Below are 23,047 nucleotides of genomic sequence, written 5' to 3' on the forward strand. Positions count from 1 at the left end.
GCCAACCGCTTTCATCAAGCCGGCCGTCTCCCACCCCTTCCATCCACAGGGGTAGACACTCCCAAGTCTTTAGCCGAGGCGGACCAACCCCTCCTGCAAGCTCGCAGTCGAATGCACGGCCTGCGCCTGCGCACCAAACTGCGCATTCGTCAGCACCTCCTGCGCCTTGCCCAGGCCCATGCCCGCCAGCGTGCCGTCCGCGCCATAGTGGTAGGCCAGGTCGCCGCCCAGGGCTTCGCTGTCGCTGCCCGCCAGGTGGAACTGCGTGAGCCCGTTGCTCAGCGCCCAGCTGCTCAGCCCCGGTGTGGCGGTGCGCGCCGCGTCGAACGCGCCCACCAGGCCCTGGAAGTCAAAGGTCTGTACCTTTTTATTGAGCAGCGGGTCACTGGAGTTGGCATCAAAGGCGCTCATCGCTTCGGCCACCAGTTGCAGGTTCAGCACGGTCCGGTTGCTCACATCGCCGTACCAGCCGGCAAGAGTCAGCATGTCGCCGTCGCTCACCTTGAGCACCAGGTCGTTACCGTTCTTTTGCAGGCTCAGGTTGGCGTAGTCCAGGCCGGCGCCGCCCAGGCTGACCGTGTCGTCCTGGCTTTGTGGGCTACCGTCCCCTCCATACACCGTGTCCTGGCCATCGCCCACGTTGAAGGCGATCACGTCGGGACCGTCTCCGCTGGTGATGAAGTCGTTGTCGGTGCCGCCCAGGAGAAAGTCGGCCGTAGCGCTGCCTCGCAGGTCATCATCACCAGCCCCACCGTTGTAATAGTTGCCGCCGTCGGCATCATGGAGGTTGTCACCGCCGGCGCCGCCTTCCAGGAAATCACTGCCGCCACCGCCATACAGAATGTCGCCGCCCCCCTCTCCAGCCAGGAAGTCGCTTCCGCCCAGACCCTGCACGAAATCATCGCCTTCAGTTCCACGCAAATAGTCGCTGTTTTCGGTGGAAGAAAACACCGCCATCCCGGCCAGATCGTCGGCAGTCCACACGGTGCCGTCGGCAAAGAGAACCCTCTCCACCTGATGGGCGTCGTTGTCAAACCAGTTGCTGAGCTGTATGCGGTCTGCGCTGCCCAGGTTCAGGAACAGGTTCAGGGAAGAGTCACGGGTGACATAGACCTCGTACGAGGCAATGCCACTGCCAAAGCGGATGGTGTCGACATTGCCTTCCTCATCTCCGTATTCGTTGACGATGTCGAAGCCGTCGCCGCGCTTGAACCGGTAAACGTCGTCGCCCGCGCCGCCGCTCAGCACGTCGTTGCCGGCGCCGCCGGCCATCACATCAGCCCCTGAGGTGCCAAAGAGGGTGTCATTGCCTTCCGTGCCTTGAACGGTCACATCGGACACGGCAACAGTGAGCGTGAAATTCGACGAGGCTGACAGGCCAAAAACATCCCTTGCCTTGACGGCAATGGAAAGCGCCCCGGCAAAGCCCGCCGGCGCGGTTCCCTCAAGCCTGAATGTGTCGACGTTGAAGTTGAGCCAGGCGGGCAAGGGGTCGCCGTTGGCAAGGCTGAAGCTGTACATCAACGGGTTGCCGTCCTCGTCAGAGAACAGGTCCGAGGGAATATCGAGGCCGACGTTCCCTTGTGCCTCGATTTCCAGGTCATCCAGGGGATACACCGCCTCGGGGGCATGGTTGAGGCGGCTCGCGTCAGCCAGCGCGAGTATGTCGCCCGCGTTCCAGACCACGCCGTTGTCGAAAACAATGCGCTCCAGGAAATAGCTCGCGGCCTCGGGGTTGAGGCCTTGTTGCACCGTCAATGTCTCGCCGGTGGAAATAATCTGGATGATCAGGTCCAGGTTCCCGGGCTCGTAGCTCAGCACGATATCGGCCGGGTCCAGCCCGGTCAGCTTGACGGTGTCAAAACCGCCGCCGATATCACCGGGGTCTCCAGAAGTATCACGGATGACGTCATCACCTGAACCTGCATACCAGACGTATGTGTCATTGCCGGCGCCGCCATACAGCTGGTCGTTGCCGCCCCCGCCGTCGAGGATGTCGTCCCCGTCGAAGCCGTAGAGGTAGTTTTCGTACGCGCCGCCGACGATGTGGTCAAACAGCGACCATCCCATCAAAACCGACTCGAAGGAATACCTTTCCCTCAGTTCCATGTGAAGCGCCTGGTCCTGGAGGTTCCAGCTGGTCCCATCCGCAAACCGGAACCACTCAATGCTATATAAAAGCCCGCCCTCCAAAAAGTTCTGCGCGATGTCCAGCGTCTCGCCCGTGTCGTTGATCCTCAGAAACGCGTTGCCGCCGTTGTGCCGGACCATGGTCAGGTCCGAGGCGTTGAGGCCCTGGAGTTCCAGCGTGTCATTGGCGCCCCCACCAAAATCATAGATGTGGTCGTCGCCGTCTCCGCGCCCCCAGACAAAGGTGTCGCTGCCTGAGCCCCCATCCAGGTTGTCGTTGCCGGCACCACCTATAAGACGATCATCACCGTCGCCGCCGCTCAGGCTGTCGTTGCCGTTGCCACCTTTGAGCAGGTCATTTCCTCCGCCGCCGTTCAGGCTGTCGTTGCCATCACCGCCGTCCAGCGTATCGTCGGTATCAAAGCCCCAGAGAATGTCACCGTCGGGGGTCCCTTCCATCGATTTGAGCCGGAGGGCCGACAGGTCCCACTCGGCCCCGTCCGCAAAGACCAGCTTTTCAACCACGCTGTGCAAACCAAGAGAGCTGCTGGTGAGCCTAAGCTGCTCACCGGTATCAATCACCTGAATCACAAAGCCGACGCCGCCATCGCCTCGAACCCGGATATCGGTGGCCAGCAAATTGCCCAGCAGCAAGGTGTCGAATCCACCTTCTTCGGTCACGGTGTCGTTGCCGCTCCCCCTTCCCCAAACATAGGTATCGTCACCGGTGCCGCCCACCATCGTGTCGTCGCCGGTGCCGCCGTCGAGTGTGTCGTTGAACGCGCTGCCCACCAGCACGTCGTTGCCCGCCGCGCCCGACAGAACGCTGGGTTTGTTAAAAGCCAGGAGGTAGTTGTCGCCCGCGTCCCCCTGGGCTTCCTGGCCCGCCGCCAGCAGGCCCGCCAGTGTGGTGGTCTGGCCCCCGGCCGTGACCACGATGTTGGCCAGGAACTGCTCCACATCGCCATCGCCGGAATCGGGCTCCAGCGTGATGCTGTCGGCGCCGGTCGAGTCGAGGTACAGCACCACCGCCCTGGAGTTGCGCTGCACCAGGCCGATGCGCAGGCTGGCCAGGTTGGCCTGTTCGCCCAGGGCGATGGTCACCGCCGAGGCGGCCGCCAGGACACCGGCGCCCAACTGCACAAGGTCCCGGCCGTCGCCGGATTGAAATTCCAGGGTGTTTCCGGCCGAGTCGAGCTGGATGCGGTCGTTATCGCCGCCTGCGGAAACAGTATTGCCGCCTTCATGCACCGTGATGTCGTCGGCACCTAGGCCGGTGACGATATTCTGGTTGCTGCCGGTCACATTCACGGTCCGGCTCGTCGGGCTGTGCCGCAGCAAGTCTGCGGCAGTGTAGGTCTGCCCGTCGACGGTGACAGACGCGAGGGAGCCATCGGCCCAGCCGGTGCCTCTGACTTGCAAGCCTCCAATGGTCAAAACCTGGTTGCCGTTCGAAAGAAAGGTCAAGACTGGGGCATTGCCTGCGCCGCCGGCATTGACGATTTCCAGCGTACCGCCTCCGCGCGAAACATCAAAGAGTGAGACCGAAGTGGCCTGGGCCGCATCGATGGTGTAGTGGTTTTGGCCCGACTCGTCGATCAGCAAAGCATTGCCGCTGACCTCGTAAACGTCATCGCCTGAGCCACCGAAAGCCGTGTCGCCCGTGCCCACCACCAGGGTGTCATCGCCTCCGCCGCCGTGCAGTGTGTCCATACCCGCCCCACCGTCAAGCATGTCGTCACCGTCCAGGCCGGGCGTGCCTTCGTCGGTATCGCCCCAGAGCACGTCGTTGCCATCGCCGCCCAGCAGCGTGTCGTCTCCGCCGTTGCCGGCCATGACATCGTCGCCAGCTCCGCCATCAAGGTAATCGTTGCCGTGATATTCGGCTGACAGATCGGCTTCCACGCTGTCGCCCAGCATGATGTCGTTGCCGTCGCCGCCGTAGAGCGTGTCGTCGCCGCCCAGGCCGTACAGCGTGTCGTTGCCGGCTTCCCCGTTCAGGTAGTCGTCGCCATGGTATTGCCCGGCCAGGCTGGCCTCCGAGGCATCGCCTTGCATCTCGTCGTCGCCGTCACCGCCGTACAAGGTGTCGTTACCACCGTCGCCGATGATCAGGTCGTTGCCGGCCCCTCCGTTCAGATAGTCGTCGCCGTGGTATTGGCCGGCCAGCGAAGACTCATACGCGTCACCGTGGAGCGTGTCCCGGCCCGCGCCGCCATACAGCGTGTCGTTGCCGCCCTGGCCAAAAAGCACATCGTTGCCGTCTTCCCCGTCGAGGTAGTCGTCCCCATGGTATTGGCCGGCCAGTGCCGATTCGTTGCTGTCGCCCTGAAGTTCGTCGTTTCCATCGCCGCCATACAGCGTATCGTCTCCGCCGTTGCCGAAAAGCAGGTCGTTGCCGGCTTCCCCATCCAGGTAATCGTTGCCGTGGTATTGGCCGGCAAGCGCGGCTACCAAGGCATCGCCCTGCAGCTCGTCGTTTCCTTCCCCACCATACAAGGTGTCGTTGCCGCCATCGCCAAAGAGGACGTCGTTGCCGTCTTCGCCGTCGAGGTAATCGTCGCCGTGGTACTGCGCAGCCAGGTCCGACTCGTCGGCATCTCCGAACAGGAGATCGTTGCCGCTCCCGCCATACAGGGTGTCGCCCTTGCCGTTGCCCGTCAGCGTGTCGTCGCCATCTTCCCCATCAAGATAGTCACTGCCGTGGTATTCACCGGCGAGGGCAGAGCCGGACGCGTCGCCCCACAGCAAGTCATTGCCTGCGCCGCCGAACAGCGAGTCGTCTTTGCCATAACCCAAAAGCCTGTCGCTGCCTTCGCCGCCGTCCAGAAAGTCGCTGCCGTGGCTCTCGCCAGGGGTATAACCATAGCCATCCGGCACATTGATCCCATCCCCCAACAACTCGTCGTCGCCCGCGCCGCCTTCAATGATGTCATCGCCCGCGAGGCCCCAGAGCTCGTCGTTGCCTGCACCGCCTTCGATACGGTCGTTGCCGCGGCCGGCATAGACGATGTCGTTGCCATCCCCGGCATCGATCACATCGGATGCATCGTCCATCTCGATGCTCCCGCCATGAATGGCCAGTGTCGGTTCCCAATTATCAGTAGGGCCTACACGCTGAGGAACTGCCACGTTGGTGGCGCTCAGGATGGTGTCGTTGCCCGCGCCGCCTTTGATGGTGTCGCTGCCCTTGCCTCCGCCTATCAGGTCGTCACCGTCACCCCCCTCAATCTCGTCGTTTCCGTCGCCGCCATACAGAAGATCATTGCCGCCCTTGCCGTCGATCTTGTCGTTGCCGCTGCTTCCGGTGATCACGTCTTTGTAGCCGGCGTCAACTACACCGCCCGTGAGCACGCCTTCGGATGTCCAACTGGTGCTGGCCCAGTCGTAATACTGGGCGCCGGTTACCGTGTCGATGGCGGTTTGGCCGCGCTGGTCGCCGAGGAAGGTGCTGACAACTTCGCCGGCATCCTTGAGGTTGATGTTCCAGGTGTTGGACGTAACGTTCTGCTCGTCGCCTTGGTAAGTCACACTCAGGCCACTTGCACCATCGCTTGTGACCTCGCCTTCCTGTACCAGAGTGAAGCTGACTTGAGTCTGACCTTCGGCAAGAGTAATAACCGCACCATCCGCGTCGACCGTGGTGTCTCCCAGAATCGCTTGAAACTTATCGGCAAGATTGCTCAGTGCCAAGGTGATTGTTTCACCGGATTTGGCTGGAGTATTGAGGTAAACGGTGAACGCTCTTCCGCCCCCTTCGTTGATAGTGTCGGCACCAGCGACTGTGGTTTCATCAAAATCGTAGTCCTGAAACGGGTTAACACTCAGGCCGGATTTGAGCACCGCCTTAGCTGTTGTTTCAAGCTTGATGCCCATATAGCCGGTGGTTTTGGCCTTTTCAATATCGAAATTTTTGATGGTAATGGTGTTAGCTTTGTCACCCTTCTTGGCAACGACGAATTGCTGGCTGCTTGCGTCATAGGTATAGGTGTAATACTGACCGGCGATCTTGGCGCCCCAAACTTGCGCCTTGCCACTTGTGGCTACCGACTTGCCTATCATGTCGCCGCTGGCAGCTATAGCCGTTTCATTAATTTCAATGCGGCCTTCACCGGTTGCGTCTTCTTCAACCGTGTCTTTTCCGAAATTCCCATTGAATTGGTAGACATCTACCCCAGCGCCACCTTTTAACGTGTCATTGCCAGCACCGCCATCCAGTTTGTTGTCAAGGCTATTGCCGATAATCAGATCGCTAGCAGTGCCTCCCTTGGCATTTTCTATTTCGCTACCCTTGTAGATCGAGACGTTGTGGATTGCCGTACTACTCATTCCAATGGAACTGAAATATGCTTTTCCGGTTGAGAAGTCCGTTGCACGCAAATCAATTTCGTTAGCGGTGTTGGTAGCAGAGGCGTCAATGACGTCATCGGACCCACCGCTGTCTATGATGAGTTTCCCCGTTACGGTTTGGTTGAACAAATGCTCGGTTTTATTTCCACTATTGAGATCCGTTTTAAGTAGACCCATCGCCTGAAGACCCAAAGCATCGAACAACATAGGCGTGGCCGGGCGAAAACCGGCAGGAAGAACCGGCTGGAGGGACATGACCGAATATTTCAGCAGGTCGTACTCTTCGTTTCCCAAGCGCCCTTGATGTTTTGCGGTTGGATGAAATAACCCAAGCACATGACCAAACTCATGGAATAACGCCAGTATTGCCCGGTCACCCAGCAGGCCGGTATCAGCCATGCCGGTGTTCAAATAGACATCCCCAAGTTTGGGGCTGCCGTCATGGGCGCCTGGGGCGAAGTTGATGTTGTAATTGGAGCTAAGTCCAATACGCACATCGGCTTCGGCGGTGTCGGTCACAAGAACAAACGTCACGTTAGCCATGCCATTCCATGTCGCAATACCTTTTTCAAAAATGGCCTGACGGAGCGTTTCGGGAATTTCCTGGAAACCAGCTAGCGAGCGCTTTGCCTCGTTGAATTGATCGGTGATGAGTTTGGTCCACCCGGCGAGCACGGGACTTTCTTCAGTGCTGATCTGGGGAAAGTAAGCCGCCCAATAAGCCTCAAGGGAGGAGGTGTGATAGTCCGGTGCGGCAGTAAGGAATGCAACTTTTATTACTTGGCCGGAAACTACACCACGCGACGCCTGGAGAACTGTCATAGCCTCGGCGATTTGCGATTCGGTATATGTTCCGCCGTTTAATGTACTGAGGACTTTTTCCATGCTTTTTCTCCCAGGTTTTGGTTTAGCGAGCGAATCTATGTGTGTCTTCGCCTGTTTTGCTCATCGGAAATTTATCTAGCAACGTACCCTTGTCAAAAGTGCAACTGTTGTGAGCAGAGACCATGCACCAACGTTCCGCAGCTTTTAAATCTTTAGCCTGCCCATAGTCCGCGCTCATGCCATTGAAAGCCGCTTGGCACATCCATTCCTGAGCGGCGGGATTTCCCCCAACGCCGGCGATCTCAGCCCATTTACTGAAATCAGCTTTTTGTATCAACCCGTTGAACTTTTCGATGGGTAACGCGCCGCAAGAACCACCGGCTTTCGCTGCGTCTGAACAGGGAAAATATTCGCGCGTGTAGTCCATCAACTCCGACGCCTCCCATGGATTCCCCGCCTCTGCGGCCTGCATCAGCGCACGCAGGTAGGTATCAAAATCAATTGCCGGTGGCTTGGCCAGCTTGTACTGAATTTCGGCCAACCGCGCTGCGGCCGATTTATGTCCCGCTTGCACAGCCTTTTGCAACCACTGAACGTTGTAGCTGTAGTCCCCAGCGGCAGCTGTCCATTTGCCATCCTTCGTACGTCGGACAAACCCCAACCGGTATTGAGCTTTCACATCCCCTGCCTCCGCACGCTTTTCCACCCCCTTGAGTTCGAACTCATATCCCATCTCTGCGGCGGGTCGCGTATTGGCGCGCGTCTTCCAGTCAATCTCGCATAGCGAGGTTTCCGGCCGGAAAGGCTGCCCGTGGGCGGCAGTTGCCACCAACAGCGCGGCCACCAGGCAAAGATCGCGTGTTATTGATTTCATGAAAATCTCTGCACGGTAGCTACCTGGCTATTCAACGTAATAGCAGTCCCTCTCACCTCTCCCTCCCCGACTCCTGCACCGCCTTCTGCACAGGCGACAGCAAATACTCGAGCACGGTCCGTTTGCCCTGGTTGATCTCGGCCACCACCTGCATGCCCGGCGTGATGACCAGGGCCTTGTCCTGCGGATCCTTGAGCACCTGGTCGTCAAGCCGCACCTTGTAGATCGCCATGGCGGCAGCCACGGCTGCCATGGCGTAGGCACTGCTGTGCACGAGCTTGTCCATCACGCCACTAGCCCAAGCGCACCAGTCCATCTTGCAAGCTGGCAGTCGAATGGATAGTCTGCGCCTGCGCACCAAACTGCGCATTCGTCAGCACCTCCTGCGCCTTGCCCAGGCCCATGCCGGCCAGCGTGCCGTCCGCGCCATAGTGGTAGGCCAGGTCGCCGCCCAGGGCTTCGCTGTCGCTGCCCGCCAGGTGGAACTGAGTCAGGCCATTGCTCAGCGCCCAGCTGCTCAGCCCAGGCGTTGCCGTGCGCGCCGCATCGAATGCGCCGACCAGGCCCTGGAAGTCAAAGGTCTGTACCTTTTTATTGAGCAGCGGGTCACTGGAGTTGGCATCAAAGGCGCTCATCGCTTCGGCCACCAGTTGCAGGTTCAGCACGCTCTGGTTGGCCGTGCTGTCATACCAGCCACTAAAGGTCAGCTGATCGGTTCCGCTGACCTTGAGCACCAGGTCGTTGCCGTTCTTTTGCAGGCTCAGGCCGGCATAGTCCAGACCGGCGCCGCCCAGGCTGACGGTGTCGTCCTGGGCGCCGCCGGGGTTGAGCGTATCCTGGCCGTCACCGATATTGAAGGCGATCACATCAGGGCCGTCGCCACCAGTGACGATGTCATTTCCAGCACCGCCCATGAGAAGGTCGGCTGCACCGCTTCCCTGCAGGGTGTCATCCCCGGCTCCGCCGTTGTAATAGTTGCTCCCCTCGCTATCCCACAGGTAGTCGTCACCCGCGCCACCTTGCAGGTAGTCGTTGCCGCTGCCGCCATCGATGATGTCGCCGCCGCCCTCTCCGCTCAGGAAGTCGTTGCCACCCTGGCCGTACAGGAAGTCCGTCTCCTCAGTCCCGCCGAGGTAGTCGCCGCCTTCGGTAGGGCCAAACTGGGCCATGGCGACCAGGTCATCCGGACCCCACATCGTGCCGTCGGCAAAGAGGACGCGTTCGACCTGGTGAGCGCTATCTTCAAACCAGTTGCCGAGCTGGATGCGGTCTTGGGTGCCGTCTATGCTTAGGAACAGGTTCAAGGACGAGTCGCGCGTGACCCGGACATCGGCAGCCGAAATACCGCTGTCAAAGCGTACGGCGTCGATATTGCCCAGGGTTTCGTCATAGTCGTTGATGGTGTCCTGGCCGTCGCCGCGTTTGAACAGGTAAACATCGTTGCCTGCGCCACCGCTAAGTAGATCGTTGCCGCCCTGGCCGTCAATGATTTCAAAGGCTTGCGAACCGCTCAGCTGGTCGTCCCCTTCAGTTCCGGTGATGGCCGTCGGTAACCTGGCTTCCAGCGCAGCCTTGTTCCACACTGTCCCGTCGGCAAACTCGACCAGCTCCACCGTATCAGCACCCTCGGCAAACCAGTTGCTGATCTCGATGCGGTCCGTGCTGCCGTCCATGCTCAGGTACAGGTTCATGCCCTCGCGGCTGACCCTGACGTCCGCCACTGCGACGGAGCTGTCAAAGCGGATGGTGTCCACATTCCCGGGTGTTGAATCAGCTTCATTAATGGTGTCCACACCATCACCGCGGCTGAACAGATACGCATCGCTGCCGGCCCCACCGTCCAGCGTGTCGTTGCCCTCGCCGCCCTGCAGCACGTCGTCACCCGCCCCGGCCAGGATGCGGTCGGTCACGCTGGTGCCGGTGATGGTGTCTGCGTCCGACGTGCCCGACAGGTCAAAGCCTTGGTCAAGGAGGTCTTCCAGGCTCAACACGCTGCCGTCGAACTCAAGGCGCTGCACACTCCAGAAGCCTTCGGCGTCTGTGGGGTCGAAGTTTTCGAGGTGGATCATATCGCCCTGGTTGCCCAGCCTGATCACCAGCGAACCCGCGCCAAGACCCAAGGTGGCGGCAGTGCTGATGCCGCTGCCAAAGCGCACGGTCCCGCCGCCCGGGTCGGTGATGTGTACCTCGCCGCTGCCCTGCTCGTAGATGTAGGTATCCCTGCCCGAGGCGCCTGTCATGCGGGTGTTGGGCCCGGCAATGAAGGTGGTGGCAAAGTCGGGCACGCCATGCAGGTCCATGTTGCCGGCGCTGCCGTCTTTGAGCAGGCCCTTGCCGGTCATCTCGGCCGCGGAAAGCATAGCGCCGCCTGAGGTGAAAAGGATTGCCTGCGACATCTCGCTGGAATCCGCGTACCAGCCGCTGATCCGCAAACTGTCGCTGCTGCCGATGATGGAGATCACCAGGTCCACACCATCGCTCTCGACCTGAATGTCGCTGGTGGAAGCAACCACGGCCCGAATTCCGGCCAAGTCGGCTGCATCCGAAGTCTGCGTGCCCATGCCCGCGTAAAGATGGGCGTACCCGACATCAAGATCGGGCATCGGTGGCGCCAGGGCGATCAAGTCCAGGAGGCCACTCACCGTGCCATCCGAAAATTCAAATTTCCGGATCACGCTGTTGAGCGCATCGCCGGTGCGCGGCATCATGATGCGTATGCCTTGGTCGGTTCCCCACGTAATGTCGAGCGTCACGTGCGTGGCACCGTCCAGGGGAGCGGCGACCTCACCCCAGGACAGGGTCAAGTCCGCCAGTGCAAGCCCCGGGCCGAAGCTCACCACGCCCCCGGGCATCAGGTCAGCGTCAACCAGGGGCTGCAGCACCGCGAAATTGTTCGCGGTCAGCACCACGGCCGGCACGGGGTGGGTGTCGTAGTAAGAGCTTGGTTGATAGTCGCTTCCGGGGCCAAAACCAAACGAGGAGTACGGCGTCGTGTACAAAACAGTCAGGGGCTCGACATAGCGCCATTTCGTATCGTCGCGGGCCATCGCTTCGTCAAAAGTAAGCCAACGGGGCTTGACATTAAAAGCCGCGCGTGCGTCTTCGATGGAATCAAAATATCCGGAGAATGTCTCAACAACCTGGAAATAAAACTTGCCGCCGCCGATGAAGTTTTCTCTCCAGTCCTGGTAGCCCATGGCTTGGTAAATGTCACCGACGGTCAAAGACCTTCCCAAGCCGTCCGTGTCTGTTTCGGCATTGAAGTCATACGCAATAAGGTCCACCCCCTGGTTGTCCGGATTCACCAGAATATGGCTGCCGGTCCGGCCGACCACGGTATCGTGACCGTCGCCAACCACCATGATCCTTCCGCCCTGAAGATATTGGTCGCCCGTACCGGCCATCAATGTGCCGCCACCGATCAACTGGGCATTGCCCGTTCCGCCATAAGCGAAACCGGCGCCGTAGATGATGTTGTTGCCGACACCGCCGATGACCGCGGCATACTGGTTGGCCATGACGGTATGGTCGCCGTCGGACAAAACCGTTTCGCCGATGCCGTAGGTTATTTGGGCATGTTGGTAGTCAACTGCCAAATAGGAAGGAAGCTCCCCCGCCATCGCAGGAGCTCCAGGGTCCTGAAAGCTCAGCGCAGATGCGACGCCAACATAGTCCTTGGCGATTTCGATGTTTCTTTGATAGCCGTCGATATATTCGGTGGGGTTCGGCATATTGGCGCCTGCCGCATCCGACCAAGTGTAGGAGCCCGTATATTGCCAGGCACGTGTGTACGTCGTGATCGAGGTGTTGGTCCAGGTGATGTCTCTCCATGCATTCTGGTGCGTCACTGACGTGCTGAAGGGGACGGTCAATGAAATGAAGCTATCTGACGCGGCCTGAACGTTCTCATCGATTGCAATCATTGAATCGTCCATCACACCTTGGTCCCACTGCGTTTGATTCCAGTAGGTGGGTGAGGTGTAAGACGAGTTGGTTACCCATTGGCTAGAGAAATTGGGCAGCGAGTGATGGATATTCCGCGATTCATGTGTGACGTCGACGCTGTAGTTGTATACGTTCCCGCCAAAGTTAACCGCGGGCCGGAACCAGGTGCCGTCTGACTGCAGTGAGTAGCCCTGCAAAAATGCTTCGTTACTGATCTCGCCTTTTGCCCAAATCTTGAAGTCCTGCAACAGGCTGTTTCGCAAGGTGTCCCACTGTGGCCGGGAGGCTTCGACCAGGGCATCCGCAGTGACCGTGTTTCCTTGCGCATCCTTCAAGAGCCATGATGTTTGGGTTGGGCCGTAATAGTCCTTGATGAGCATGCTGGTAACGCCGCCGCGGGCTTCTACCAGAAGGTCATTTTGATGGCGAGACGCCGTCAGGCTCTCCAGCTGAAGCCCTGGCCCGTCAAGTTCAATGACGGAGCCTTCAATGGAACCATCCACCACGGTGGCATGGCCCGTGCCGAAGCTCAGCACATAGGTATCCAGTCCGGCGCCCCCGGTCAGGGTGTCCTGGCCGGAACCGGCAAAGAGCCTGTCGTTGCCGTCGCCGCCATCGAGTGTGTCGTTGCCCTCGCCGCCGATGAGGGTGTCGTTACCAGCGCCGCCGGAAAGGGAGTCGTTGCCGCTTCCGCCGTCCAGCTTGTCGTCACCGTCCCCGGCCTGCAAGACGTCGTCTCCCGCCCCCCCGTTGAGGTCGTTGCCTCCGCCACCGGCCTCCAATACGTCGTCGCCTGCACCACCACGCAGGGTGCTGTTTCCGCCGCTTGCGAACAACGTGTCCCGGCCGCCTCCGCCCAGCAAAGTGGCAAAGCCATGCCCGGCTGTCAATTGGTCGTCGCCACCGCCGCCTGTGAGTTTTTGATGCCCGCGGGATGTCGAGATCTCCACATCATCTTCCAAGTTGCCTTCCAGCCAGTCAGAAACCGAGATTCCACCAATCGTGTCAATGCTGCCGGCCAGCGCATCGACGACGCGCAGAACGCCCCGGTCACCGTAATCCAGGATCAGGTCGGAGCCTTCCGCGCGCGTGGACGCAGGCAAGCCGTCGGCCAAAGTGAGGGTATTGGTGCCACCGCTGTCAACGACAGTATCGCCGGCACCGGCCTCAAAGACGTCATTGCCCTCGCCGCCGTCCATGTAGTCAACGCCATCGCCTCCGACCAGAAGATCGTTGCCGTCGCCGCCGTCGAGTATGTCATCGCCAGCATCGCCGTACAGCTTGTCATCACCATTGCCGCCGTCGAGCATGTCGTTGCCGTGAAATTCCACGGCCAGCTCATCGAGCGGAGCATCGCCGTGCAAGATATCGTTTCCGTCGCCGCCATAGATCGTGTCGGATCCGCCGTCACCCCACAGCTGATCATCACCTTCCTCGCCATCGAGAACGTCGTCCCCGTGGAATTCACCGGTCAGGTAACCCGGCTCTTCCGGAATCGCCCCGAAGGCGTCACCTCGAATAATGTCGTCACCCGTTCCCCCATACAGGGTGTCGGCGCCTCCATTGCCAGTGATCGTGTCGTTGCCGGCTTCCCCGTCGATGTAGTCGGCACCATGAAACGCTCCTTCCAATCTGCTGGCGTTGGCATCGCCCCACAATACATCTGCGCCGTCACCACCGTAGATGGTGTCTGCACCACCGCCGCCCTCGGCATAATCATCGCCATCCTCACCGTCGATGTAGTCGTCGCCGTGATACTCGGCTGCTACATAGTCTGCAGTGCCGATGTCGACGGAGGTGTCGCCCCAGAGCTCGTCATCTCCCGCGCCGCCGTACAGCATGTCAGAACCGCCGTCGCCGAAAATTTTGTCATTGCCATCTTCACCGTCCAGGTAATCGTTGCCATGGTATTGAGCCGCGAGATCTGAAACACTCGTGTCGCCATGGAGAACATCATTCCCGGCGCCGCCATACACGGTATCGTCTTTGCCACCGCCGACCAGAATATCATCGCCATCTTCACCGTCCAGATAGTCGTTGCCGTGGTACGCGTCAGGCACCTCTGATACAGAGGAATCGCCCAGGATGACGTCGTTTCCTGCGCCGCCAAAAAGCTGATCCGCTCCTCCGCCGCCCTCAATTTTGTCTGCGCCTTCGCCACCATCGATAAAGTCATCTCCATGCTGGCTGACGTCCAATACCACCCCGCTCCAGACACCCAGATATCTTTCAGATGAATACCCATCGCCGAAAAGCGTGTCGTCCCCCTGATCGCCTTCGATGATGTCGCCGCCTCCCATGCCCCAGATCACGTCGTCGCCCGCGCCGCCCTGTACGCGATCCGCGCCGCCGCCGGCCACGACCGCGTCATTGCCATCGCCCGCGTCTATCGCATCGGAGCTCGCGGTGTCATTCTTGCCCGTTTCCAGGCTGGCCTGATCAACGAATCGCCCCAAATCGCCCGAAGAATAATCACGCGCGAGAAAACCATCGTTGGCACTTGACCGTTGGCCGAAGACCAGGCCGTAGGCACTCAAAATGAGGTCGTCTCCGGTGCCGCCCTGAATGTCGTCGGAACCCAGTCCGCCGGCAAGCTTGTCGTCGCCATCACCCCCCAGAATGATGTCGTTGCCGGCCCGGCCATCCCCCGCATCATTGCCCCCCTTGGTGTCAATCTTGTCGTTGCCAGCGGTGCCGTAGATGACGTCGGCGAAGTTGGCCTGCGCCACCCCGCCTGTGAGCGTGCCGTCGGCGGCCCAACTGGTCACGCTCCATTTGTAGATGCCGAATGACGGCTGGTCAGGCGTAACATCCGGCTCGATCTCACTTCCAACCAGTTTTCCGCGTTGGTCGCCGATAAAAACCAGAGAAGCCTCGGGGATGTCCGCGGGAGCGTCATCCATCGTCAAACCCATTTGCCCGTTTTGCCAACCTTGCACTCGGATTGCGTTGGGGCTTGAGTCTTTTTTTATCAGCAAACTGCGGTGGTCACCAGTACCAATCAATGTAAAGACAAACCCTTGTTCTTTGTTATACCAAGTGCCATCCGTTACTTTCTTGCCGCCTTGCAGCGTGACGCCATCAACTTGAATCGCGCCACTGCCATCGGAGTCGACAATAGTGTCACTACCAAAATCTCCGGTGAATATATATGTGTCATTACCCGCTCCGCCATGCAGGTAGTCACCGCCAACGCCACCATCGAGCACATCGTCATCTGCACCACCAAATAGGTCATCGGTACCCGCACCTCCAAGCAAAGTATCGGCGCCACCTCCGCCAATAAGGTCATCGTTGCCAGCGCCGCCAATAAGACCGTCCACGCCGGCGCTGCCAATAAGCAAGCTGTCCTTGTCACTAGCCGCGTGGGTACCTGCGCCTTTCGCGATGACAACCCGGCTGGGGCCGGTGAGGGACCACCCCGTTTGGTCTACTAAGCTAAGCTGACTTTTCACGTAGTCCCGAAGGGATATCAGCGCAGTAGTTGAGAAATTGGGTAAATCTACCGTTACGTTTGCGAGATTTGTTGTTACTCGCTCGGTGGCATATCCATTGTCTTTGGCAAAGGTCAGGATACTCTTTAGAAGAAGGTCGCGCCCTATCAGAGCTTCTCCCGTGAAATTGGCTGCAAAGATTTTCTCAGCATCAAGCTTCAGAGCTTCGGTGTAAGCAATGTCAATGGAACCCGCTATCACTGTAGAAAGTGTCGCTTTTTGCTCGTTACTTAGATTAAGTCCTTGCATCCACGTCCCATCGAAATTCCCCACAGCAACCCACTGTGTCCGTAGACTCTGGATAGCAGCGTCCACAGGCCCTCCTTGTCGCAGGAGGGAATCAAGCATCGGTTTGATATAAGGTTCATAGGTGCTCTCACCGACCTTTCCGAGGAGGTATCCACCTGCAAGCGCTCCAAGGGCAACAACAGCCGCCGCAGCCAAAACTGGGACGGCAAAAACTGTTGCAGCTCCCGCAACCAACCCCCCCGCAACGAGAGCACCAATTGGAGCACCAGCCATTCCAGCCAATGCCCCCACTCCTTTCTTTGCCGCCTCTTCATACTCTCCTGCATAAACTGCCAGGCCAACCTGAGTGGCTCCAAGAGCAACGCCACCGAGCTTAAGTAGGCCCCGCGCGGCTTCCGTTAGTCGAACGGCAGCAGTTGTGGTACCGGCCGCGATCTCATCAAGCACCAAGCCGGTATCCTGAGCAAGTTTTTGTCCATTCTGTGCAAACTGGATAACAAATTGCTTAAGCTTGAGATCATCAACGCTAACCGCAGGCACATTGATACTGCTCACTCTAGCGGCAATGTTAGCGCCAGCCCTAGCAAAAAACTTGGCCAGCCCGTCTATCACCGTAGCATCAGCTGCCGTAAGTTGGCCCTTCTTCAGTTTCCCAACGACTTCACCCCATTGCCTGAAGAGTTCTTCCGTCGGTGCCATTGCACCTCCGGCCAGATCCCACTCATCAGGCTCAAGAATGGCTTTCCAAACTTCGGCTGCGTATTGACTCAAATTGGCATCAGGCATTCTCGAATCCTCCGAAGAAAAATTTATCAACTAACACAACGACATACAGCGGCTGCATCCAAATGCAGCCTGCGGAAAACATGATCACGCCAGTAGAAAGACAGGCGTACCCCAAACGGCTTTTGGTGGTGATGCCTGCATAAATTTGTGGATCACCCGGAATCGCGTAAAAAATATGAACAATCCAAATTCCAATCGGAATTCCCAAAAAAACAATAAATGCGATGACCAACAATTGAACGAAGGACATGCCAATGAATGGATTACTCTCCACCCGACCATATGAGTACCCCATCAACATGCCCATGGATGCTGCGAAAATTAGCCACGGGATCAGGATCATCGCCAGAGCGTCACATAACAAAGCAACTTGTGGAAAACTCGTACTCAACGAGTGATTGAGGAAGTTCAGTTCTGGATAAACGCTCGTCACAACATCGGCAACGCCAATTGCAAAAACCTTGAGCATCGGCAGTTTCTTCAGAACATCGTCTGGCATAAATAGCGCGAGCATGAAGTACGTGATCAGTGGCCATCCCACTCCATAGCCAAATACACGTTTGACCCACAATCTTCGCCCGGCAAATAGGTCTGTCCTATGAAGCGATTCATCCTCGTTGCGACTGTTCATCTCAAAATTTTTCTGCATGTCAATCCATGGACGAGTGGGTCGAGCGAATTACAGAGTTAACGTTACTAAAAGGCTCACTGTGACGTTATTCACCACAAGAAAACCGTGAAACTCCCTCACCTCTCCCTCCCCGACTCCTGCACCGCCTTCTGCACAGGCGACAGCAAATACTCGAGCACGGTCCGCTTGCCCTGGTTGATCTCGGCCACCACCTGCATGCCAGGCGTGATGACCAAGGCCTTGCCCTGCGGGTCCTTGAGCACCTGCTCGTCAAGCTTGACGCGCACCTTGTAGGTCGCCATGGCGGCAGCGGCAGCCGCAGCAGCATCGGCGCTGCTCGAGCCTGCGCTGGCTGATGACGTACTGCCACTGCCCTGGTTGTTTTGCGTGGCGTCGGCGCTGATGTGAATGACCTTGCCCATCAACATGCCGTACTTTTGAAACGGGTAGGCCGCGAGCTTGACTTGCGCGGACTGGCCGACCTGCACAAAACCCACGTCGTCGTTCTTGATGGAGACATCGGCAAACAGCTGCTCGCCCTGGGGCACCAAAGTCAACACCACACTGCCGGGCTGCACCACGGCGCCTACGGTGGTGGTGGCCAGGTCTTTGATAACGCCGTCCTGCGGGGCGCGCAGCTCCATCAGGCCTTCCTTGTAGATGCTCTTGTCTAGTGTGGGTTGCAGCTGTGCGGTTTTGGCGCGGACTTCGGCCAGCTCTTTTTGCAGCTCGCTTTTGTAGGCGCTTTGTAATTGGCTGATTTTTTTGGTTTGCGCGGCGATGGTGGCGGTGAAGGCCTGCACGGCGGATTGCTGGGCGTCGAGGTCTTTGCCTTTTTCAATCGCTTCGCGTTGTTTGTCGGCGGCGGCCAGGCTGCCCATAAAGCCTTCTTTTTCGAGCTTTTCGTACGCGGCGGCGGTGCGCTGGTAGGTCGGCAAGGTTTGCTGCAGCTTGGTGAGCATTTCGGCCGCGCCTTTTTTCTCGTGCTCGGCTTTGGTCAGCATGGACTTTTCCTGGTCCAGGCTGTCGAGAAAGGCTTTGCGGTGCGCGATGTACTGGCTTTGCACATGAGCATAGGCCTGCGGGTCGTCGCCGGCCTTGGGCAGCATGGGCTGGTCGGCGAGTTCGGCCTCCAGCCTGCGCATCTGCAACTGTTGCGTGGCCAGGTCGCTGCTGATGCCGGCCTTGTCGGCGCTGGCGAGCGTCGTGTCCAGCCTGGCCAGCACCTGGCCGCGCTTGACGCTGTCGCCTTCGTTGACGAGCAACTCCTTGACCACACCGGGCTCGGCGGGCTGCACGATCTTGACCAGGGTTTGCGGCACGAGTTTGCCTTCGGCGGTGGCGATGATGTCGAGCTTGCCGATGGCGGCCCAGATCAGCAAGATAAACACCAGCGCCGACACGGACCACAGCACAATGCGGCCGAACTCGCTGGGGGGCTCGTTCTGTATCAGCCTGAGCGGGTCGTGCCACTGGCTGGGCGGGCGCAGCTGGACGACCTTGGCGGAAGCTTGTGTGGAGGCCTGCGCGGCGGCGGCCGGGGCTTCGGCCTGCTGCGCGTTGGGTGGCATGGCGCTCATTCCTCTCGCTCCTCATTCTCCGCCTTGGGCACGGTGCGCAGCGTGGCGCCTCCGCTGTGAGGTGTATGGCTCATGGACGTGACCTTGCCGGGCTGGCCTGGCGCGGGCGACATCAGCTGCGCGCCCGTGGCCGTGAGGCGGAAGACCGCGTCTATCTTGAGGCCCTTGGGCAGGCCGTGGGTGATAAACAGCATGGTGACCTTGCCCTTGAGGGCGTTGATGGTTTGCGCGAAGTGTTCGGCCGTGGGACCGTCGAGCGCGCTGGTGGCTTCGTCAAACACCAGGATGCTGGGGCGCTTGAGCAGCGCGCGCGCAATGGCGATGCGCTGCTTCTGCCCGCCCGAGAGGCCGGCGCCGCGCTCGCCGATCTCGGTCTGGTAGCCCTGGGGCTGGGCCTCGATGACGCTGTGGATCTCGGCCATCTTGCAGGCGGCGGTGATCTGTTCAAAGGTGGCGTTGGGGCTGGCCATCTGCAAGTTGTCGTAGATGGTGCCGCTGAACAGCATGGTCTCTTGCGGCACCACGCCGAAGTGGCTGCGCAGTTCGTTAGCCGACAGGTAGCGTATGTCTATGCCGTCGATCAGGATGCGGCCGGCGCTGGGCTGGTAAAAGCCCTGCAGCAACTTGGCCAGCGTGCTTTTGCCGCAGCCCGAGGGGCCCATGATGCCTATCATCTGGCCGGGCTTGACGTTCAGCGAAAGGTTTTCATACACCAGCGGCAGATGCTCGGCGTATTTGAAGGCGATGTCGTGGATCTGGATCTCACCCTTGCGCGCGGTGTCGCGCGCGGGAATGACTGAATAGGGCTCGATCGGCGCGTTCATCAAATCGCCGAGGCGCGCGACCGAGAGGCTGGCCTGCTGGAACTGCTGCCACAGGCCGACCAGGCGCAGCATGGGCTGCGACAGCCGGCCTGAGAACATCTGGAAGGCCACCAGCATGCCGATGGTGAACTCCTTGCTGTGCATGACGGTGTAAGCGCCTATGCCCAGGATCAGCAGGCTCATCAATTGTTCAAGCAGGTTGGACGCGGTGTTGTAGGTATTGGCCAGCTGCTTGGTGGCAAACCCGGCCTGCAGGTAGCTGGCAAGGTAGCCGCTGTATTTGCTGTTGAGCTGGGGCTCAAGCTGCAGCGATTTGACGGTTTCCAGGCCCACCACGTATTCAGTGAGGAAGGCCTGGTTGCGCGCGCCCATCTGGAACTGTTCCTGCAGCCTCGCCTGGAAGAGCGGCGCGACGACCAAGCTCAGGCCGACGATGACGGCCAGGATGGCCAGCACGATCAGCGTCAGGGTGACGCTGTAATAAAACATGATGGCGACAAAGATCAGCAGAAAGGGAAAGTCCAGCACCAGCGTGACGGCCGCGCTGGCGATGAACTCGCGAATGGTTTCCACGCCATGCAGCCGGGCCGCGATGACGCCGGTGGGTCGGTGCTGGAAGTACAGCGGCGGCAGCTTGAACAAGCGCTCGAACACCGAGGAGCCCAGCACCGCATCGACCCGGTTGCCGGTGTGCAGCACCAGGTATTGGCGCAGCCATGACAGCGCCGCGGAAAAAGTCATGAACACCAGCATGCCGATGGCGATGACAATGAGCGTGCTTTCGGTGCGGTGCACCACCACCTTGTCGATGATGGCCTGGGTAAAGAGCGGCGTGGCCAGCGCGATGAGCTGGATGACCAGGGAAGCCAGCAGCACCTCCTGCCAGAGTCTTTTGTGTTTGAGCAGCTCGGGCACAAACCAGCTGAAACCGAACTTGCGCGACTGCCGCGCCTGGGCTTCGCTGTCGGGGTCGGCGGCCGGGTCGGCTTGTGGCGTGACGCGGGTGATGTGGCCGTTGTAGCGCAGCGCGAACTCGGCCAGCTCCAGCGTGCGCGGGCTGGCGTCGCCGGCTTCGATCAGCAGCAGCTTGGTGGCATCGGCTTGCAGGACCAGGGCGGGCGCTGTCTGTTCGGGCGCCTGCGCTTCTTCCTCGCTGGGGTCTGTTTGTTCTTCACCGGCCGCCTGGACCGGAGCGGGATCAGCCGCCTTGGGCTGCAGCCAGGCGATCAGCGGAAAGCTTTCCTTGTCCAGCTTCCCGGCCTTGGCCTTGTGGTGAACAGCGTCAAAGCCATAGGCCTGCATCGCATCCAGCAAGGAGCGCGTTGTGTAGGGCGCCGCCAATTGCTGGCGCGCCAGCGCGTCCGAAAACGGCTTGCGGTGCAAGGCGCAGACTCCCTGCAATGCCCAGAAAAAGGCATCCCCTGATAGTTTTTTGTCCATCATCCCGAATCCGCCCCGCTTGGGGCGCTTGCTTATTTTTGAACCAACCCGCGTCGTCGTCCCTCATCGACGCGCCACCTGCAAAGCCACCCGTTGATGTCAACGACATATCGCATGGCCGAGCCAGTTTAGATTTAAAACAAGCGCCAGCCCGGGCATTTTTTGGGGTGTTGCTTTTGCGAAGCAGTTTCTTCAACGCGCGAAATCTGCACCTTTTTGGATTGACCGCTGCGTGTGAATCCATTTTTACTACCGGTCTCCTCCAAACAGAGGAGAAGCGATTTCGCCTGATGGATAAGCACGGGCAGGCCGCCGTTGAAAAACAGTGCCCCTGGTTTGGAGATTGCGCCAGAAAACCATGATGACAACGCCGACGTCATCAAACCGCAATAATGGTGGCCCCGCTGGAGGTTTCACCACGGCATATGTACTGGCTGGATGGCTTCTGAAGACCTGTGTTTTTCCCCCGAACACCTTTGACTGACATGACACAACGCCCGGCAAATATTCACAGCCACTATCACGCCCACATCTATTTCGGGCCGGACACGGTGGAGCAGGCGCGCGCGCTGGCAAGCCGGGCCGGTGAGTTGTTCAAGGTGGGTGTGGGCCGCGTGCATGAGCGCGAGGTCGGACCGCACCCGCGCTGGAGCTGCCAGCTGTCGTTCGGCAGCGCGGAGTTCGACCGCATCATCCCCTGGCTGGAGAGCGAGCGCCAAGGCCTGGATGTGTTTGTGCACGGGGTCACGGGCGACGACCTGGCGGACCACACCACGCATGCTTCATGGCTGGGCCAGCCGGCCGAGCTGAAGCTGGAGATGTTCAGGCGCTGAGGTTCAGGCGCTGAGCTTGCGAGGGGCAAACCGCAGGGGCACGGATTCCACCCAGCGATATAGCCCCTGTCCCGCAAGCAAGGACAGCGCAAACGCCAGCAGCATGCCCAGCGCATTCACGGCCAATTGCGTGGGCCAGAAATGGCTGACCACGGCATTGACCAGCAGGCAGACCGGGAAGTGGATCAGGAACACCGAGTACGAGATGCGGCCCAGGTGCACGAGTGAGCGCTTCTGCAGCCAGCGCAGCGGCCAGGCATCTTGCGGCGCGCGGCTGAGCCACACCAGAGCCAGTGCAGTCACCACCGCCACCACCAGCCGCCCCCGGAAGTCCAGCGCCAGGGCCAGCGTGCCCAGGACGGCAATGGCCAAGAGCCAGAATCCGCGGCGCGCGCCCGCCTCGCGCGAGGCCCAGAAAGCCAGCATGCCCAGCGCGTAGGCGCCGAAGAAATACAGCGCGGTGATGTCAAAGGACGGTTGCCGGTTGAACACCAGCAAGGACAGCAGCGCGATGAGCACGACCGCCATGGCGCCCGCCGACACCGCCGCGCTGGTGCGCAGGCGCCGCGAGGCGGCAAACACCAGCACGGCCACCGCATACAGCTGCAAGTCCATCGCCACATACCAGACTCCGGCCGACAGCGACTCCTGGCCCAGCAGGTCCTGCAGCAACAGCGCATGGGCCAGCAGCTGGAACAGCGTGGGCGGCGCGGACACGGAAGGATGGTCAAACCAGGGCCTCACCAGCGCTGCCACAAGCACGCTCACCATCAGTGCGACGAGATAGGGTTTCACAAGCCGCGCATAGCGGCGCAAGATCAGAGGCCCCGCGGACTCGAAGATGGCCGTGCCCTTGGGCGCCAGCGACGCGGCGGCCAGGAAGCCGCCCACCACCAGAAAGAGCTGCACCGCCATGCGGCCGTAGTCATACAGCCAATCCATGAGCCCGGGCGCATAGCCGTACACCACGTCCGACATGGGCCCGTAAAAAGCCAGGTGGTGCCAGACGATGAGCACGCAGGCCAGGCCTTTAAGGGCGTCAAGGCCCTGGAGGCGCTGGGGTGCCGTCATACAGTCGCCGCCGAG

The 23,047-nt window shown here is 59.8% G+C and carries 9 protein-coding genes; 1 reads left to right on the plus strand and 8 read right to left on the minus strand.

What is annotated here, in order from left to right; all coding sequences use genetic code 11:
- Positions 1-69 precede the first annotated feature (69 nt).
- From AC1DUN_RS07665 to AC1DUN_RS07695, 7 genes are all read right to left on the minus strand, one after another.
- On the minus strand, positions 70-7,365 hold the full coding sequence (locus AC1DUN_RS07665) for a calcium-binding protein (protein WP_477713435.1): 7,296 nt from the start codon (positions 7,363-7,365) through the stop codon (positions 70-72).
- 22 nt (positions 7,366-7,387) lie between these two features.
- Positions 7,388-8,179: an SEL1-like repeat protein gene (locus AC1DUN_RS07670; RefSeq protein ID WP_477713436.1), complete on the minus strand. Its 792-nt coding sequence runs from the start codon at positions 8,177-8,179 to the stop codon at positions 7,388-7,390.
- A gap of 52 nt (positions 8,180-8,231) precedes the next feature.
- Positions 8,232-8,468, minus strand: coding sequence for a hypothetical protein (locus tag AC1DUN_RS07675; RefSeq protein ID WP_477713437.1), 237 nt, complete (start codon positions 8,466-8,468; stop codon positions 8,232-8,234).
- A gap of 4 nt (positions 8,469-8,472) precedes the next feature.
- Positions 8,473-16,653 (minus strand): calcium-binding protein, encoded by an 8,181-nt coding sequence (locus AC1DUN_RS07680; RefSeq protein WP_477713438.1) that lies wholly within the window; start codon positions 16,651-16,653, stop codon positions 8,473-8,475.
- Entirely contained in the window at positions 16,646-17,284 is a 639-nt protein-coding gene (locus AC1DUN_RS07685; protein ID WP_477713439.1) for a hypothetical protein, read from the minus strand. Before AC1DUN_RS07685 ends, AC1DUN_RS07680 begins: the two co-directional genes overlap by 8 nt.
- A 116-nt stretch (positions 17,285-17,400) precedes the next feature.
- A complete protein-coding gene (locus AC1DUN_RS07690; RefSeq protein ID WP_477713440.1) occupies positions 17,401-18,864 on the minus strand; it encodes an HlyD family type I secretion periplasmic adaptor subunit in 1,464 nt (487 codons plus the stop codon).
- Positions 18,861-21,128, minus strand: coding sequence for a peptidase domain-containing ABC transporter (locus AC1DUN_RS07695; RefSeq protein WP_477713721.1), 2,268 nt, complete (start codon positions 21,126-21,128; stop codon positions 18,861-18,863). Before AC1DUN_RS07695 ends, AC1DUN_RS07690 begins: the two co-directional genes overlap by 4 nt.
- Positions 21,129-21,613: 485 nt before the next feature.
- On the opposite strand from AC1DUN_RS07695, the gene AC1DUN_RS07700 reads away from it, so the two are divergent.
- Positions 21,614-21,961: a DOPA 4,5-dioxygenase family protein gene (locus AC1DUN_RS07700; RefSeq protein WP_477713441.1), complete on the plus strand. Its 348-nt coding sequence runs from the start codon at positions 21,614-21,616 to the stop codon at positions 21,959-21,961.
- 3 nt (positions 21,962-21,964) lie between these two features.
- On the opposite strand, the gene AC1DUN_RS07705 is transcribed toward AC1DUN_RS07700, so the two are convergent.
- Entirely contained in the window at positions 21,965-23,032 is a 1,068-nt protein-coding gene (locus AC1DUN_RS07705) for an acyltransferase family protein (RefSeq protein WP_477713442.1), read from the minus strand.
- Positions 23,033-23,047: the final 15 nt, after the last annotated feature.

Source organism: Polaromonas sp. P4_F6, assembly GCF_056401275.1.